Annotated in this window: 12 protein-coding genes and 1 pseudogene; 9 read left to right on the top strand and 4 right to left on the bottom strand. The window is 67.8% G+C overall.

The genetic code is table 11. The features are described 5' to 3' along the window. Positions 1-59: 59 nt before the first annotated feature. A complete protein-coding gene (locus tag CXK94_RS05120; RefSeq protein ID WP_102893524.1) occupies positions 60-1,511 on the bottom strand; it encodes a glyceraldehyde-3-phosphate dehydrogenase in 1,452 nt (483 codons plus the stop codon). Between the two features lie 159 nt (positions 1,512-1,670). Between CXK94_RS05120 and mfd the strand changes: the two genes are divergently transcribed. The 7 genes and pseudogenes from mfd to CXK94_RS22590 form a co-directional block, all read left to right on the top strand. Continuing rightward, positions 1,671-5,108, top strand: a complete 3,438-nt coding sequence (mfd, locus tag CXK94_RS05115; protein WP_102893523.1) for a transcription-repair coupling factor — start codon at positions 1,671-1,673, stop codon at positions 5,106-5,108. A 9-nt stretch (positions 5,109-5,117) separates the two neighbouring features. Next, a complete protein-coding gene (locus CXK94_RS05110; protein WP_102893522.1) occupies positions 5,118-5,654 on the top strand; it encodes a CsiV family protein in 537 nt (178 codons plus the stop codon). 1 nt (position 5,655) lies between these two features. Continuing rightward, on the top strand, positions 5,656-8,940 hold the full coding sequence (locus tag CXK94_RS05105) for a DEAD/DEAH box helicase (protein WP_180984384.1): 3,285 nt from the start codon (positions 5,656-5,658) through the stop codon (positions 8,938-8,940). A gap of 320 nt (positions 8,941-9,260) precedes the next feature. After that, positions 9,261-9,827, top strand: a complete 567-nt coding sequence (locus tag CXK94_RS05100) for a hypothetical protein (RefSeq protein ID WP_102893789.1) — start codon at positions 9,261-9,263, stop codon at positions 9,825-9,827. Between the two features lie 97 nt (positions 9,828-9,924). After that, positions 9,925-10,941 (top strand): ligase-associated DNA damage response exonuclease, encoded by a 1,017-nt coding sequence (locus CXK94_RS05095; RefSeq protein ID WP_037044451.1) that lies wholly within the window; start codon positions 9,925-9,927, stop codon positions 10,939-10,941. Positions 10,942-11,050: 109 nt separating this feature from the next. Further along, complete coding sequence (locus CXK94_RS05090; protein WP_037044449.1) at positions 11,051-12,757, top strand: ATP-dependent DNA ligase; 1,707 nt, start codon at positions 11,051-11,053, stop codon at positions 12,755-12,757. Positions 12,758-12,940: 183 nt separating this feature from the next. Next, positions 12,941-13,343: pseudogene (locus tag CXK94_RS22590) on the top strand (ligase-associated DNA damage response endonuclease PdeM); the annotation flags it as partial. Here the strand turns inward: CXK94_RS22590 and CXK94_RS05080 are convergent. Further along, positions 13,321-13,554 (bottom strand): hypothetical protein, encoded by a 234-nt coding sequence (locus CXK94_RS05080; protein ID WP_037044446.1) that lies wholly within the window; start codon positions 13,552-13,554, stop codon positions 13,321-13,323. The pseudogene CXK94_RS22590 and the gene CXK94_RS05080 sit on opposite strands and share 23 nt — an antisense overlap. 193 nt (positions 13,555-13,747) lie before the next feature. On the opposite strand from CXK94_RS05080, the gene CXK94_RS05075 reads away from it, so the two are divergent. Continuing rightward, on the top strand, positions 13,748-15,085 hold the full coding sequence (locus tag CXK94_RS05075; RefSeq protein ID WP_102893521.1) for an erythromycin esterase family protein: 1,338 nt from the start codon (positions 13,748-13,750) through the stop codon (positions 15,083-15,085). Positions 15,086-15,088: 3 nt separating this feature from the next. After that, on the top strand, positions 15,089-15,772 hold the full coding sequence (locus tag CXK94_RS05070; protein ID WP_037044432.1) for a phosphoribosyltransferase: 684 nt from the start codon (positions 15,089-15,091) through the stop codon (positions 15,770-15,772). A 3-nt stretch (positions 15,773-15,775) separates the two neighbouring features. On the opposite strand, the gene CXK94_RS22385 is transcribed toward CXK94_RS05070, so the two are convergent. Continuing rightward, a complete protein-coding gene (locus CXK94_RS22385) occupies positions 15,776-15,934 on the bottom strand; it encodes a hypothetical protein (protein ID WP_164838481.1) in 159 nt (52 codons plus the stop codon). 123 nt (positions 15,935-16,057) lie between these two features. Beyond that, positions 16,058-16,597 carry a DUF2058 domain-containing protein gene (locus CXK94_RS05065; protein ID WP_037044430.1) on the bottom strand — a complete coding sequence of 180 codons (540 nt, stop codon included), beginning with the start codon at positions 16,595-16,597 and terminating at the stop codon, positions 16,058-16,060. Positions 16,598-16,642 lie beyond the last annotated feature (45 nt).

Here is a 16,642-nt window from a genome sequence, read left to right as displayed (position 1 = left end):
GCATGCCAGAAACGCGAAACGGGAGCCAAGGCTCCCGTTTCTGCTTGCCGCCGCGATGCTTAGCGCGGGAAGGCCGGCGGGTTGACCCCAGCCATGTCTTCCATCACGCGCACCACCTGGCAGCTGTAGCCGAACTCGTTGTCGTACCAGACGTAGAGCACGACGCGGTTGTCGTTGCAGATGGTCGCCTCGGCGTCCACCACGCCGGCATGGCGCGAACCGACGAAGTCGGTCGAGACCACTTCCTGCGAGTTGACGAAGTCGATCTGCTTCTGCAGGTCCGAGTGCATGGCCATCTGGCGCAGGTACTCGTTGATCTCCTCGCGGCTGGTGGCCTTCTCCAGGTTCAGGTTGAGGATGGCCATGGACACGTTCGGCGTCGGCACGCGGATGGCGTTGCCGGTCAGCTTGCCCTTCAACACCGGCAGCGCCTTGGCCGCCGCGGTGGCCGCGCCGGTCTCGGTGATCACCATGTTCAGCGCGGCGCTGCGGCCACGACGACTGCCCTTGTGGAAGTTGTCGATCAGGTTCTGGTCGTTGGTGTAAGAGTGCACGGTCTCGACGTGGCCGTTGACGATGCCGTACTGGTCGTTGACCGCCTTGAGCACCGGCACGATGGCGTTGGTGGTGCAGGACGCCGCGGAGATGATCTTGTCGTCGGCGGTGATGTCGCCGTGGTTGATGCCGTGGACGATGTTCTTCAGCTCGCCCTTGCCCGGTGCGGTCAGCACCACGCGAGCCACGCCCGGACACTTGAGGTGCTGGCCCAGGCCTTCGGCGTCGCGCCACTTGCCGGTGTTGTCGACCAGCAGGGCGTTCTCGATGCCGTACTGGGTGTAGTCCACCGAGGCCGGATCGTTGGAGTAGATCACCTGGATCAGGTTGCCATTGGCGGTGATGGTGCTGTTTTCCTCATCGATGGTGATGGTGCCGTCGAACGGTCCGTGCACCGAGTCGCGACGCAGCAGGCTGGCGCGCTTGACCAGGTCGTTGTCGGCGCCCTTGCGCACGACGATGGCGCGCAGGCGCAGGCCATCGCCACCACCGGTCTTCTCGATCAGGATGCGCGCCAGCAGGCGACCGATGCGACCGAAACCGTAGAGCACCACATCGGTGCCCTTGCGCGCGGAGGAGGCATGGCGCTTGTCGGCCACTTCGGCCAGTTCCTCACGCACGAACTGCTCGAGGTTGCGACCATTGCCGGCTTCCTTGTACTTGGCCACCAGCTTGCCCAGGTCCACCGAAGCGGCGCCCAGGTTCATCTCGCTCATGGTCTTGAGGATCTGGAAGGTGTCGTGCACCGACAGCTCGGCCTCATCGGCGATGCGATGGCGCGCGAAACGATGAGCCTTGAGGATGGCGATCACCGAGCGATTGATCAGGCCACGCCCGTAGATCGAAGTCACCACGTTGTTGTTACGGTACAGCTGACCAATCAGCGGAATCATCGCTTCGGCGAGGGCTTCGCGGTCAATCCATTCACCAAGACACTGGTCGGGCTTCTGAGTCACGGGCAGTTCCTTCCAACATGTAGGGGCTGAGAAAAGGGGCTACATTATGACGGCGCACCCTAGCGCCGGCAATCTGCAGCGGACGAAACACTGACAGCCGAGCGCCTCGATAGTTACAATCCCGGCGGCCTATTTTTTCGATCGGAGCCACGCCCACTCGTGTCCGTCTTGCGCCTTCCGCCTCTGCCTGCCGCCAGCGGCAAGCAACACTGGGGCAATCTTCCAGGAGCCGCGCTGAGCCTGGCGATTGCCGAAGCTGCCAGCAACGCCAAACGCTTCACCCTCCTGCTCACTGCCGACAGCCAGAGCGCCGAACGCCTGCAGGAGGAGCTCGCCTTCTTCGCCCCCGAGCTGCCGGTGCTGCACTTCCCCGACTGGGAAACGCTGCCCTACGACCTGTTCTCGCCGCACCAGGACATCGTCTCCCAGCGCATCGCCACGCTCTACCAGTTGCCCGAACTGAGCCACGGCGTGCTGGTAGTGCCGATCACCACGGCCCTACACCGGCTGGCGCCCAAGCGCTTCCTGCTCGGTTCGAGCCTGGTGCTGGACGTCGGCCAGAAGCTGGACGTCGAGCAGATGCGCCTGCGCCTGGAGGCGGCCGGCTACCGCTGCGTCGATACCGTCTACGAGCATGGCGAGTTCGCCGTGCGCGGCGCACTGATCGATCTTTATCCCATGGGCAGCGCCCTGCCCTATCGCATCGACCTGTTCGACGACGAGATCGAAACGCTGCGCACCTTCGATCCGGAGAACCAGCGCTCGATCGACAAGGTGGAGTCGATCCGCCTGCTGCCGGCGCGCGAATTCCCGCTGAAGAAGGAAGCGGTGACCGGCTTCCGCGCGCGCTTTCGCGAGCGCTTCGACGTCGACTTCCGCCGTTGCCCGATCTATCAGGACCTCTCCACCGGCATCACCCCGGCCGGTATCGAGTACTACCTGCCACTGTTCTATGAAGAGACCGCCACGCTCTTCGACTACCTGCCCGAAGACAGCCAGGTGTTCTCACTGCCCGGTATCGAACAGGCCGCCGAGCAGTTCTGGACCGATGTGCGCAACCGCTACGAGGAGCGCCGCGTCGATCCGGAGCGGCCACTGCTACCCCCCGCCGAGCTGTTCATGCCGGTGGAAGACTGCTTCGCACGGCTCAAGCGGTGGCCGCGCGTGGTCGCCAGCCAACAGGACGTCGAGCCGGGCATCGGCCGTGAGCGCTTCGCCGCGCAGCCGCTGCCGGAGCTGGCGATCGAGTCCAAGGCCAGCGAACCGCTGGGCAAGCTGCGCCAGTTCCTCGAGCACTACCCGGGCCGCGTGCTGTTCACCGCCGAGTCCGCCGGTCGCCGCGAAGTGCTGCTGGAGCTGCTGGCCCGCCTCAAGCTGCGCCCGCAGGAAGTCGAGGGCTGGCCCGAATTCCTGAGCAGCGACGAGCGCCTGGCGATCACCATCGCCCCGCTCGACGAGGGCCTGCAGCTGGACGCCGTGGCGCTGGTGGCGGAAAGCCCGCTGTTCGGCCAACGCGTCATGCAGCGCCGGCGCCGCGAGAAGGGCCGCGATGCTGGCGACAACGTCATCAAGAACCTCACCGAGCTGCGCGAAGGCGCGCCGGTGGTGCACATCGACCACGGCGTCGGCCGCTACCAGGGCCTGGTCACCCTGGAGATCGAGGGCCAGGCGCAGGAATTCCTCCTGCTGCAGTACGCCGACGAGGCCAAGCTCTACGTGCCGGTCGCCAGCCTGCACCTGATCGCCCGCTACACCGGCAGCGACGACGCCCTGGCGCCGCTGCACCGCCTCGGCTCCGAGCAGTGGCAGAAGGCCAAGCGCAAGGCTGCCGAGCAGGTACGCGACGTCGCCGCCGAGCTGCTCGACATCTACGCCCGCCGCGCCGCCCGCCAGGGCTATGCGTTCAGGGACCCGCAACTCGACTACGAGACCTTCAGCGCCGGCTTCCCCTTCGAGGAAACCCCGGACCAGCAGGCCGCCATCGACGCGGTGCGCGAGGACCTGCTCGCCGCCAAGCCGATGGACCGCCTGGTCTGCGGCGACGTCGGCTTCGGCAAGACCGAGGTCGCCATGCGCGCGGCCTTCATCGCGGTGCACAGCGGCAAGCAGGTGGCGGTGCTGGTGCCCACCACCCTGCTCGCCCAGCAGCACTACAACAGCTTCCGCGACCGCTTCGCCGACTGGCCGGTGCGGGTCGAGGTGATGAGCCGCTTCAAGTCGGCCAAGGACGTGCAGAGCGCCATCGCCGAGCTGGCCGAGGGCAAGATCGACATCCTCATCGGCACCCACAAGCTGCTGCAGGGCGACGTCAGGTTCAGCAACCTGGGTCTGGTGATCATCGACGAGGAACACCGTTTCGGCGTGCGCCAGAAGGAACAGCTCAAGGCCCTGCGCAGCGAGGTGGACATCCTCACCCTCACCGCCACGCCGATCCCGCGCACGCTGAACATGGCCGTGGCCGGCATGCGCGACCTGTCGATCATCGCTACCCCGCCGGCGCGGCGGTTGTCGGTGCGTACCTTCGTCATGGAGGCCAACAACCCGACCATCAAGGAAGCGCTGCTGCGTGAGCTGCTGCGCGGTGGCCAGGTGTACTACCTGCACAACGACGTCAAGACCATCGAGAAGTGCGCCGCCGACCTCAAGGAGCTGGTACCCGAAGCGCGCATTGCCGTCGGCCACGGGCAGATGCGCGAACGCGAGCTGGAACAGGTGATGAGCGACTTCTACCACAAGCGCTTCAACGTGCTGGTGGCCTCGACCATCATCGAGACCGGCATCGACGTGCCCAGCGCCAACACCATCATCATCGAGCGCGCCGACAAGTTCGGCCTGGCCCAGCTGCATCAGCTGCGCGGCCGCGTCGGGCGCAGCCACCACCAGGCCTACGCCTACCTGCTCACCCCGCCGCGCAAGGCGATGACACCGGATGCCGAGAAGCGCCTGGAAGCCATCGCCAACGCCCAGGACCTCGGCGCCGGCTTCGTCCTGGCCACTCACGACCTGGAGATCCGCGGCGCCGGCGAACTACTCGGCGAGGGCCAGAGCGGGCAGATCCAGGCGGTCGGCTTCACCCTCTACATGGAAATGCTGGAAAGAGCCGTGAAAGCCATCCAGAAAGGCGAACAGCCGAACCTGGAACAGCCGCTGGGCGGCGGTCCGGAGATCAACCTGCGGCTGCCGGCGCTGATCCCCGAGGACTACCTGCCGGACGTGCACGCGCGGCTGATCCTCTACAAGCGCATCGCCAACGCCGCCGACGAAGACGGGCTGAAGGAGCTGCAGGTGGAGATGATCGACCGCTTCGGCCTGCTGCCCGAGCCGACCAAGAACCTGGTGCGCCTGACCCAGCTCAAGCTGCAGGCCGAGAAGCTCGGCATCGTCAAGATCGACGCCGGGCCGCAGGGCGGACGCATCGAGTTCTCCGCCGACACTTCGGTCGACCCGATGGTGCTGATCAAGCTGATCCAGGGGCAGCCCAATCGCTACAAATTCGAAGGCGCCACGCTGTTCAAGTTCCAGGTGCCCATGGAACGCCCGGAGGAGCGCTTCAACACCCTCGAGGCCCTGCTGGAACGCCTCGCGCCCAACGAGTAAGGACGCCGCATGCCGTCGCTACGCCGTCTCGCCCTGCTGGCCATGCTGGCCATGCTGGCCATGCTGGTCGCACCCCCGGCATTGGCGGATACGCTGTACCGGGTCGAACTGCTCCTGTTTCGCCATGCCGCGCCGCTGGAAGCCAGCCAGCGTGCGCCCTACGACTGGATGCGTGACGCGCTCCCACTCGCGGCTGCGAACGAGCGGGTGCCGACTCTCGGCGAAGTGGCAGCCAGGCTGGAGGCCAGCGACGGCTATCGGGTGCTGCTGCACCGGGCGTGGCAGCAGCCGCTCGGCGAGCGCGGCGTGCGGCTTGCCTTCAGCCAGGGCGAGCCACATTTCGAGCATTTCCCTCTGCAGGGCGCCCTCGGCTTGCGCCAAGGCCGCTGGCTGGAGGTCGATGCACGCTTTTGGGTCAACCGCTTCGGCGAGTACGGTCAATTGCTCGGCAGCCAGTACCTGCGGCAGACGTTCCAGCTGCGGCCCGGGGAGCTGCGTTATATCGACCATGACAGCCTCGGCCTGCTGATCAAGGCGAGCCGCTGAAATGTCCGGCCGCTTTCTCGCCCATCTGCCGCCGACCTGGCGCCTGGCGTTTTCCGAGAACGCCCTGGCCCGGGGGCGGCAGTATGCCGAGGAGAATCGCGTCACCCTGGTGCGCGAAGACGAGCAGCTCGTCGAAGCGACCTGTCGCGGCTCGGGCGCCAAGCGCTATCGGCAGTCGCTGATGCTCGGCAAGGGCGACTGGCTCAGTTGCGTCTGCAGTTGCCCGGTCGGCCTGAACTGCAAGCATGCGGTGGCGGTCATCCTCCACCTCGAACGGCAGGCGCAGTATTCCCGCGACGAGGCTCCCGGGCAGGCCGGCGACCAGTTGCCGGACACCGTGCGCCACTGGCTTTCGCAATTGCCCCGCGCGCTGGGTGACGATGGCCCGCAGGCGCCGTCGCAATGCCTGCATTACCTGATCATGCCGGACGTGTATGTCGCGGTCTTCAAGGTACGCCTGCGCAAGGACGGCTCGATCGCCGCGCGCGAGCCATACCATGCCATGCGCGAGGCCGCCTTCCGCCAGCCGCGCTTCATGCAGCCGCTGGACCTGCACATCGCCGCGCTGCTGGCGCTCTCCCCCGGTAGCGGCAACGGCTTCAGCCTAGGCGGCGAAAACGGCGGCGAAGCCCTGCGCCTGCTGCTGGAAAGCGGCCGCGCCTTTCTCGACTGGAATCGCCCGCCGCTCCAGTCAGGAAGGAAGCGTACGGCTCGCTTCGACTGGAGGCAGCGGCACGGCGCCTTCCAGCCCAACCTGGAAATGGACGGCGCCGCGGCCGAGGCGCTCACGGCCGTGGACCCGCTGTACTACCTCGACGAGGCATCCAACGAGATCGGCCTGATCGATCATGGCCTGCCGCTGGCGCTGGCCCGTCACCTGCTCGAAGCGCCTTCGGTGCCGCCCAGCCAGGCGGGGCTGTTCAGCCTGTCGCTCAACGAGATCGCCCCGCAGCTGCCGGCTCCCGCCAAGGCCGAGGAGCAACGCATCGATGACCTGCAACCCATCGCCCGCCTGACGCTTGGCAGCCATCAGTCGCTCGTCTACCAGCCGGCCAGCGGGCGGATGGTCAACGAGCAGCAGCATCGCGCCGGGCTCAGCTTCGTCTACGGCAACCGCGCCACGCACGGCAAGCTCAAGGGCGAACAGCGCCTGCGCCAGGCCGAGGGCGGCCGTGTGCTCAGCATCACCCGCCAGCCGGAAACCGAACAGGCACTGCGCCAGCGCTTGCAGCAACTGGGCTTCCGCCCGGCCCTGCGCCAGAGCCAGGCCCTGCCCAAGGATTCGGCGGAAATGTTCGAGCTGCCGAGCGAAAGCGCCTGGCTGCACTTCGCCCAGGAGCAGTTGCCGGAACTGCGCCGGCAGGGCTGGCAGATCGCCATCCAGCCCGGTTTCGCCTACGACCTGGCGCCAGTGGACGACTGGTACGCCGAGCTGGACGAATCCCCCGAGCACAGTTGGTTCGACCTGCAACTAGGCATCATCGTCGAGGGCGAACGCATCAGCCTGCTGCCGGTCCTGCTCAACGTGATCCGCCGCAACCCCGCCCTGCTCGCCCCGCAGAACCTGGCCCAGCGGGCGGACGACGAAATGCTGCGGGTACCGCTCGGCAGGCACAGCGCGGTGGACGATCGCCCACTGCAGGTGCTGCTGCCCTTCGGCCGCCTGAAACCCATCCTCGCCACCCTCGGCGAACTCTACCTGCGCGACCAGCCGAGCGACGACAGCCTGCGCCTGCAGCGGCTCGATGCCGCGCGCCTGGGAACGCTCGAAGCGCTGCCGTTCGCCTGGCACGGCGGCGAGCAGTTGCGCGATTTCGCCCGCCGCCTGCGTGACTTCGCCCAGCAGCCCTGCGCGGCGCCGGAGGGCCTGAACGCCACGCTGCGGCCCTATCAGCAGGACGGCCTGAGCTGGATGCAGACCCTGCGCGCCCTCGGCGTGGGCGGCATCCTCGGCGACGACATGGGGCTGGGCAAGACCCTGCAGACCCTCGCCCACCTGCTGCTGGAAAAACAGGCCGGGCGCCTCGACCGCCCCTGCCTGGTGGTCATGCCCACCAGCCTGATCCCCAACTGGCAGGACGAGGCGGCGCGCTTCACGCCACAGCTGCGCGTGCTCACCCTGCACGGCAGCGCGCGCCAGCGGCACTTCGAGCGGCTCGCCGAGCATGACCTGCTGCTGACCACCTACGCCCTGCTGCCCCGGGACATCGAGCGGCTGGCCGAGCAACCGCTGCACCTGCTGGTGCTCGACGAGGCGCAGAACATCAAGAACGCCACCAGCAAGGCCGCCCAGGCCGCCGGCCGGCTCGATGCACGGCAGCGCCTGTGCCTGACCGGCACGCCGCTGGAAAACCATCTCGGCGAGCTGTGGTCGCTGTTCCACTTCCTCATGCCCGGCTGGCTGGGCGATGCCAAGGCGTTCAACCGGACCTATCGCACCCCCATCGAGAAACACGGCGACAGCGAGCGCCTGCAGCACCTGGTCGCCCGCATCAGGCCCTTCCTGCTGCGCCGGCGCAAGGAAGACGTGGCCCGCGAGCTGCCGTCCAAGAGCGAGATCGTCCATTGGGTCGAACTGAGCCCGGCGCAGCGCGACCTGTACGAGACGGTGCGCCTGGCGATGGACCGCAAGGTACGCGAAGAAATCGACCGCAAGGGCCTGGCACGCAGCCAGATCGTCATCCTCGAGGCCCTGCTCAAGCTGCGCCAGGTCTGCTGCGACCTGCGCCTGATCAAGCACGAGGCGAACCGGGCAGCGCGCGGCGGCAGCTCCGGCAAGCTGGAAAGCCTGCTGCAAATGCTCGAGGAGCTGCTGGCCGAAGGGCGGCGGGTGCTGCTGTTCTCGCAATTCACCTCGATGCTCGCGCTGATCGAGCAGGAACTGCAGCAGCGCGGCATTCCCTACGTGCAGATCACCGGCGAGACCCAGGACCGGCGCGACCCGGTGCGGCGCTTTCAGAGCGGCGAGGTGCCGCTGTTCCTGATCAGCCTCAAGGCCGGCGGCACCGGGCTCAACCTGACCGCGGCCGACACGGTGATCCACTACGATCCCTGGTGGAACCCGGCGGCGGAGAACCAGGCCACCGACCGCGCCCATCGCATCGGCCAGGACAAGCCGGTATTCGTCTACAAGCTCATCACCCGCGGCAGCGTCGAGGAAAAGATCCAGCAACTGCAGCAGCGCAAGGCCGAACTGGCCGCCGGCGTGCTGGACAGCGGCGAACAGGGCCGTTGGCAATTGCAGCCAAGCGACATCGACGCATTGCTCGCGCCGCTGCCGGGCTGACGGCTGGAAGCTGGAAGCTGGAAGCTGGAAGCTAGAAGCTAGAAGCTAGAAGCTAGAAGCTAGAAGCTAGAAGCCCAAAGAGCATCGCCCCGAGGTCGGGCCTCCCACAAGAGCAGCCTGTGCACGCCGTCCCCCTGTGGGAGGCGCGCCCTCGCGGCGATGCAGGCCGCAGGACTGCCAAAGGCCTGAAGCCTGAAGCCTGAAGCCTGAAGCCTGAAGCTCATGAATGGGACATGGCTCACTGGATGGCGGCAAGCTTTTCGGCCAAGCTTGCCCTGCCATTCCACCAGCCTGCCCGCGCAGCGAACAAGGACATTCCGATGAGCCTCTACGAGATCGCCTTTTCCGGCCAGTTGATCCCCGGCGCCAGGCTCGAACAGGTCGAAGCCAACCTGACCCGGCTGTTCCAGGCCGATGCCCAGCGCATCGCCCTGCTGTTCTCCGGGCGGCGGATCGTCATCAAGCAGAACCTCGACCATGCCGCCGTCGAGAAATACCGCCAGGCCATGGAGCGCGCCGGCGCCCAGGTCGAGGTGCGGCCGATGCCGGTCGACGTCGAGGAGATCGAGCTGGCGCCACCACCGGCCGCCGCAACCCCTGCCGCTACGGGCGCGCCGGAGCCGGCCGGCGATCCGGGCTCGGCCATCGGCAAGCTCCGGGTGGCGCCGCGCGATGAATACATGGCGGCCTTCGCCGATGTCGAGGCGCCGGACTTCGGCATCGCGCCGGTCGGCGCCGACCTGCAGGACGCCCGCCCCGAGCCGCAGGCACCTGCCGTCGACCTGACACAATTCAGCCTCGCGCCGGTGGGCAGCGACATGGGCGAGAAACCTCGCGACGCGGCCGCCGCCGTGCCAGACACCTCGCACCTCAAGCTGCAGGACTGATCTCCCCTCTCGCGACCACGCCCCGCGCGAGCCGGCCAGCGAACTCGCAGCGCCCCGGCGGGCTCCAAGACAGCAAGCCCTCATGCCAGCTGTCGCCATGGACCTCGTCGTCGCCCGCCCCGAAGGCCTGTACTGCCCGCCCGGTGATTTCTTCATCGATCCCTGGCGCCCGGTCGAGCGCGCCGTCATCACCCATGCCCACGGCGACCACGCGCGCTGGGGCATGGGCCATTACCTGGCGAGCCGCGACAGCGAGGGCATCCTGCGCGCGCGCATCGGCGGCGATATGCCCTTGCAGACCCTGGCCTACGGCGAGGCGCTGGAGCACCATGGCGTACGCCTGAGCTTCCACCCGGCCGGCCATGTGCTCGGCTCGGCGCAGGTGCGGCTGGAGTATCGCGGCGAGGTCTGGGTCGCATCCGGCGACTACAAGGTCGAGCCGGACGGCACCTGCGCGCCCTTCGAGCCGGTGCGCTGCCATACCTTCATCAGCGAATCCACCTTCGGCCTGCCGATCTACCGCTGGCCCGCGCAGAGCCAGGTCATGCGCGAAATCAACGACTGGTGGCGCGCCAACGCCGCCGTCGGCCGCCCCAGCGTGCTGTTCTGCTACGCCTTCGGCAAGGCCCAGCGGATTCTCCACGGCCTCGACGCCAGCATCGGGACGATCGTCGTGCACGGCGCGGTCGAGCCGCTCAACAGCGTCTATCGCGAGGCCGGCATCCGGCTGCCGCCGACGCTCTATGCCGGGGACCTGGCGCGCAACGACCCGCGGCTGAAGCAGGCCATCGTCATCGCCCCGCCTTCGGCCGGCGGCAGCAGTTGGATGCGCCGTTTCGGCAGCTATGCCGATGCCTTCGCCAGCGGCTGGATGATGCTGCGCGGCACGCGTCGGCGCCGCGGCGTCGACCGCGGTTTCGTGCTCTCCGACCATGCCGACTGGCCCGGTCTGCTCTGGGCCATCGGCGAGACCGGCGCCGAACGGGTGATGGTCACCCATGGCTCGGTCGCCCCGCTGGTGCGTTATCTGCGCGAGGAACGCGGGCTGGATGCGCAGGCGTTCGAGACCGAGTACGGCGAAGAGGACGACGTGGCCGCACAGGAGGCCGAATGACCCACCCCGCTTCGTTCCTATGTAGGAGCGAGCTTGCTCGCGATCGATCCCCCGTTGATCGCCAGCAAGGACTCGGCGTCCCCCCGGGCTCCTACAAAAAGGTCGCAACATGAAAGCCTTCGCCACGCTGTACAGCCGCCTCGACGCCACCACCTCGAGCAACGCCAAGCTCGCGGCGATGCGCGACTATTTCCGTGAGGCGCCCGCCGAAGACGCCGCCTGGGCGGTGTACTTCCTCGCCGGCGGCCGGCCACGCCAACTGGTGCCGACGCGCCTGCTGCGCGAGACGGCGATGCGCGCGGCCGGGCTGCCGGAATGGCTGTTCGAGGAAAGCTACCAGGCGGTCGGCGACCTGGCCGAGACGATCTCGCTGGTGGTGCCCGAAGCCGGACACAGCTCGGACGAAGGGCTGGCCGTCTGGATGCAGGACAAACTGCTGCCGCTGCGCGGCCTGCCACCGGAGGAGCTGGGCGCGCGGCTCCCGCCGCTCTGGGCGCAACTGGACCGGCGCAGCCTGATGGTCTGCATCAAGCTGATCACCGGGGCCTTCCGCGTCGGCGTATCGAAGCTGCTGGTCACCCGCGCGCTGGCCTCGCTGGCCGAAATCGATCCGAAGCGGGTGGCGCAGCGCCTGGTCGGCTACACCGATCTGTCCCATCGCCCCAGCGCCGAGGGCTATCGCGCGCTGATCGCCGCCGAATCGGACGCCGAGCACGCCCAGCGCGGTGGGCAGCCCTATCCGTTCTTCCTCGCCCATCCGCTGCAGGCGCCGCTCGAACGCTTCGACGAAGTGCTCGGCCCGCCGAGCGACTGGCACATCGAGTGGAAGTGGGATGGCATCCGCGCGCAGCTGGTCAAGCGCGAAGGGCAGATCTGGATCTGGTCGCGCGGCGAGGAACTGGTCAGCGACCGCTTCCCCGAACTCTGCGCGCTGGCCGGCTGCCTGCCGGACGGCACGGTGCTCGATGGCGAGATCGTGGTATGGAAGGCCGCCGAGGAGCCTCCCGCCCTGCTCTTGCCGGATGACGCCCAGAACGAGCCGGAACCGGCCGCGGCTTTCGGCGTGCAGCCGTTCGCCCTGTTGCAGCAGCGCATCGGCCGCAAGAACCTCACCGGCAAGGTGCTCGCCGAGGCGCCGGTGGCGGTGCTGGCCTACGACCTCGTGGAATGGCAGGGCGAGGACTGGCGCCAGCGCCCGCACCGGCAGCGCCGCCGCCAGCTCGAAGCCGTGCTGCACCAGTGCGATCATCCGACGCTGATGGCCTCGCCACTGATCGAGGGCGAGGACTGGAAAAGCCTCGCGCGCCTGCGCGAGCGCTCCCGTGCGCTCGGCGTCGAGGGCATGATGCTCAAGGCCCGCGCCTCGCAATACGGCGTCGGGCGGACCAAGGACGTCGGCGTCTGGTGGAAATGGAAGATCGATCCCTTCTCGGTGGACGCCGTGCTGATCTACGCCCAGCGCGGCCACGGCCGCCGCGCCAGCCTCTATACCGATTTCACCTTCGCCGTCTGGGATGGCGAGCCCGGCGACCCCGAGCGCAGACTGGTGCCCTTCGCCAAGGCCTATTCCGGGCTGACCGACGAGGAGATGCGCCGGGTCGATGCCATCGTGCGCAAGACCACCGTGGAGAAGTTCGGCCCGGTGCGCAGCGTGACGCCGACGCTGGTCTTCGAGCTCGGCTTCGAAGGTATCGCCGCCAGCAGCCGGCACAAGAGCGGCATTGCCGTACGCTTCCCGCGCATGCTGCGCTGGCGCCACGACAAGCCGGTGGACGAAGCCGACACCCTGCAGACCCTGAAAGCGCTGCTGGGATGACGCCCCACCACCGCCTTCCCGTAGGAGCCGGCTTGCCGGCGATCGCGACCCGCCCGGGCTCCACCGATCGCGAGCAAGCTCGCGCCTACACGAGCGGCGCGCCTCGGGACGGTGGCACATGAGCAAGCCAGCCCCCATGGAAACGGCCGAGCTGGCCGAAAGCTGACTCGCCGCCCGCGCCTGGCAACCCTGGCGCGGCTGGCCGAATGGCGCGCACGGCACGCGCAGCTGGCCGTCACCCTGGTGCGCAACCACGACCGCCGCGCCGGTGACCCACCCGCCGCGTTAGGCATCGCGGTCGTCGACGAGCCCCTGTTGCTGGGCCCCTTCGCGCTGCAGCACGACCGCCGCGCCGCACCCGACGCACCACGTCCTCGCCGGCCACCTGCATCCCGCCTTCCGCCTGCGAAGCCGCGGCCGGCAGAGCCTGCGCCTGCCGTGCTGCTGCATCGGCGAGCGGCTCAGCCTGCTACCGGCCTTCGGCGGTTTCACCGGGGCGATGGACATCGCCGCCGGGCACGGCTGGCGGATCTATCTGGTCGGTGATGGCAACGTCTGGCCGCTCAGGCCTGGGAAATCCCGGTGATGGTGATGCCGTAGCGCTCGGCCAGGCGTGTCGCCGGCGTGTTCTCCAGGTCGGGATCGTGCTCGTGCTCGATCTCCTGGTCGGCATAGAGCTCCTCGGCCTTGCGGGTCACCAGTTCGACCGCCTCGTCGATATCCGGCTGGTGTGCGGAATCGATCTTCAGCGTCGCAGTGTTGCCGTCTTTGTTGTAGGCGATGATCCAGGTTGTCATGACAGTGCCCCTCGTCTTGGTTTTACCGAAGCGTGTGCAAATAGCACCCGACAACGGCTGTTGTATTTTTTAGACCCCGGCGGCGCCGGCAGTTCGGCCCGAAAGAAAATGCTCATGCCTTTAGTCGTAGACCAAGGAACGCCCTCCGCGCCACCCGGTCCTCCGTAAACCCCCTTCGACAGGAGCCGAGATCATGACCGCATCGCGTCTGCATCGCTCTTGCGCGCTCGCCGAAGAGCAGCTGGTGGCCCTGCTGCGCCAGCATGCCGAGCCCCTTCCCGATCCGGACGATCCGCATTTCGCCGACCCTTTCGAGCGCTTCGCCGATGCGCGGGTGGTGCTGATCGGCGAAGCCAGCCATGGCACCTCGGAGTTCTATCGGGCCCGCGCGGCGATTACCCGGCGCCTGATCGAGCGCCACGGCTTTTCCATCGTCGCCGCCGAGGCGGACTGGCCGGATGCCGCGCAGATCGATCGCTATGCACGCCAGCGGCAGCCTCCGGCCTGGGTCGAGGACGCCTTCAAGCGCTTCCCCACCTGGATGTGGCGCAACCGCGAGGTCGCCGATTTCACCCGCTGGCTGCACGATCACAACGACCGCCTGCCCCCCGGGCAACGCGTGGAATTCCGCGGGCTCGACGTCTACAGCCTGGGCAACTCGATCGGCGAGGTACTGGCCTATCTCGACCGCACCGACCCGCAGGCGGCAGCCAGCGCGCGGCTGCGTTACGGTTGCCTGAGCCCCTGGCAGGAAGACCCGGCGGTCTACGGGCGCAACGTCATGCTCGGCCAGCCGTCCTGCGAAAACGCCGTGCTCGAGCAGTTGCAGGCATTGCTCGAACAGCGCCTGGATTACATCCAGCGGGACGGCGAGCGCTTCTTCGACGCCGAACGCAATGCCCGCGTGGTGCTTGCCGCGGAACACTACTACCGCGCCATGTACCGGGGCTCCAGCGAATCCTGGAACCTGCGCGATCGGCATATGTTCGACACCCTGCGCGCCCTGCTCGAGCACCGCGGCCCCGACGCCAAGGCCGTGGTCTGGGCGCACAACTCGCACATCGGCAATGCCGCGGCGACCTCGATGGGCTGGGGCGGCGAATTCAACATCGGCGAGCTCTGCCGTACGGCCTTCGGCCACGACGCGGTGCTGCTCGGCATGGCGACCGATCGCGGCGAGGTGGCGGCGGCGGACAACTGGGACGAGCCGATGCAGGTCAAGCAGGTGCTGCCGTCGCGCCCGGACAGCTGGGAACAGCTGTTCCTGCGCGCCGGCCACCCGGTCTCGCTGACCGACTGGCGCAACGGCCACCAGGAACTGCGCCAGGCGCTCGCGATCCCCCGGCTCGAGCGCGCCATCGGGGTGATCTACCGGCCTTTGACCGAGCGGCAGAGCCACTATTTCCGCGCCATACTGGCAGAGCAGTTCGATGCGCTGATCTGGCTGGAGCAGACCCGTGCGGTCACCCCCATCGGTCCACGGCGGATCGACGACAGCATCGTTCCGGATACCTACCCGTTCGGAGAGTGAGCCATGTCCATGTTCGCTCAGCAAACCCATCTGTTCAGGGACCGCCAGCACGCCGGCCAGGAACTGGCCGAGGCCCTGCTGCCGCTGGCGGACGAGCACCCGCTGGTGCTCGCCCTGCCGCGCGGCGGCGTGCCGGTGGCATTCGAGGTCGCCCGGCAGCTGAAGGCCCAGCTGGACCTGGTGCTGGTGCGCAAGATCGGCGCCCCCGGCAACGAAGAGCTGGCGCTGGGTGCAGTGGTCGACGGCGCCGAACCGCAGTGGGTCGTCAATCAGGGTCTGCTGCGCCAGCTCAATCCGCCGGAGAGCTGGTTCGACGAGGAAATGCAGCGCCAACTGGTGGAGCTGGAGCGCCGCCGCCGGCAGTATTGCGGCAATCGACCAGCGCCCAAGGTGGCGGAGCGTTGCGTGATCGTGGTGGACGACGGCATCGCCACCGGCGCCACCGCCCGTGCCGCGCTCAAGGGCCTCGCCCGCGCCGGTGCCAGGCATCTGGTCCTGGCGGTTCCGGTAGGGCCGCGGGACGTCATCGAAGCCCTGCGCGAGGAGGTGGACGAACTGATCTGCCTGGCGATGCCCGAGCCGTTCATCGGCGTCGGGCTGCACTACGCCAATTTCGAGCAGACCAGCGACGAGGCCGTCATCGACCTGCTGCAGCGCGCCGCCGGCTTCGCCGAAGCCAGCGACTGAAGATCAGGCGACCGGCGCAGGTGGCGGCTGGTCCGGCACGGTGGGTTCGCCCGGCTCGCTGGGCAGGTCCGGTACGCCCGGCTCCTCCGGGTCGCCCGGCACGCCGCCGGCGCGCCAGTATCCGCTTTGCGCCTGGCTGAATCGAATCGACAGGATGCTCATACATCGCCCTCCACAGCATCGCCCACGGTTGCGGGCAGGTCTGCAATAGAGGGCGAACGGCACGCTTTCTATCCGGCCTTCCGTCGGCTGTCGCCGGAATGACGCTCGGTGGGTGGGGCCGGCTTACCACATCAGGTCGTCGGGCACCTGGTAGGCGGCGTACGGATCGTCGGCATCCGGCTCTTGCACGCGGGTATTGAGCTGCACCACGCGTTTCGGATCGCGTTCCTGAATCTTCAGCGCGGCCTCGCGCGGGATCACCTCGTAGCTGCCGCCATGACGGACGATGGCCAGCGAGCCACTGGCCAGCTTGTCGCGCATCAGCTTGTTGACCGACAGGCGCTTGACCTTCTTGTCGTCGACGAAATTGTAGTAGTCCTCGGTGGTCAGCTTCGGCAGGCGACTGGTCTCGATCAGCTGCTTGATCTGCGCTGCACGGGCCTTCTGCTCGGCCTTTTGCTGCTGCTGGCGGTTCAGCTCCTGATCGCGGGCGACCTTCTCGGCCTGCGCCTGCAGCGCGGCTTCGCGCTGCGAATCGTCTTTCTCGACCTGGCCCTTCTTCTCCAGGCGCTGCTGCTTCTGCTTCTGCTTGACGGCCTGCTTGGCCTGCTTTTCGTTGACCAGCCCGGCTTTGAGCAACTGGTCACGGAGGGAAAGACTCATGTTTCGGCTCGTCTCGTCGTGAATTCGAATTGGGCGTAGGGTGGA

The organism is Stutzerimonas stutzeri, from assembly GCF_002890915.1.
Taxonomy (GTDB): Bacteria; Pseudomonadota; Gammaproteobacteria; order Pseudomonadales; family Pseudomonadaceae; genus Stutzerimonas; species Stutzerimonas stutzeri_AF.
Note: the sequence above shows the minus strand (reverse complement) of the source record. Positions and strands in the feature narration are given on the sequence as shown.

Coding starts and splice junctions, on each gene's coding strand:
- CXK94_RS05105 (WP_180984384.1), top strand. CDS start 5,656: ATGTCCGGCCGCTTTCTCGCCCATCTGCCGCCGACCTGGCGCCTGGCG.
- CXK94_RS05095 (WP_037044451.1), top strand. CDS start 9,925: ATGGACCTCGTCGTCGCCCGCCCCGAAGGCCTGTACTGCCCGCCCGGT.
- CXK94_RS05065 (WP_037044430.1), bottom strand. CDS start 16,597: ATGAGTCTTTCCCTCCGTGACCAGTTGCTCAAAGCCGGGCTGGTCAAC.
- CXK94_RS05080 (WP_037044446.1), bottom strand. CDS start 13,554: ATGACAACCTGGATCATCGCCTACAACAAAGACGGCAACACTGCGACG.
- CXK94_RS05075 (WP_102893521.1), top strand. CDS start 13,748: ATGACCGCATCGCGTCTGCATCGCTCTTGCGCGCTCGCCGAAGAGCAG.
- CXK94_RS05110 (WP_102893522.1), top strand. CDS start 5,118: ATGCCGTCGCTACGCCGTCTCGCCCTGCTGGCCATGCTGGCCATGCTG.
- CXK94_RS05090 (WP_037044449.1), top strand. CDS start 11,051: ATGAAAGCCTTCGCCACGCTGTACAGCCGCCTCGACGCCACCACCTCG.
- CXK94_RS05070 (WP_037044432.1), top strand. CDS start 15,089: ATGTCCATGTTCGCTCAGCAAACCCATCTGTTCAGGGACCGCCAGCAC.
- CXK94_RS22385 (WP_164838481.1), bottom strand. CDS start 15,934: ATGAGCATCCTGTCGATTCGATTCAGCCAGGCGCAAAGCGGATACTGG.
- CXK94_RS05100 (WP_102893789.1), top strand. CDS start 9,261: ATGAGCCTCTACGAGATCGCCTTTTCCGGCCAGTTGATCCCCGGCGCC.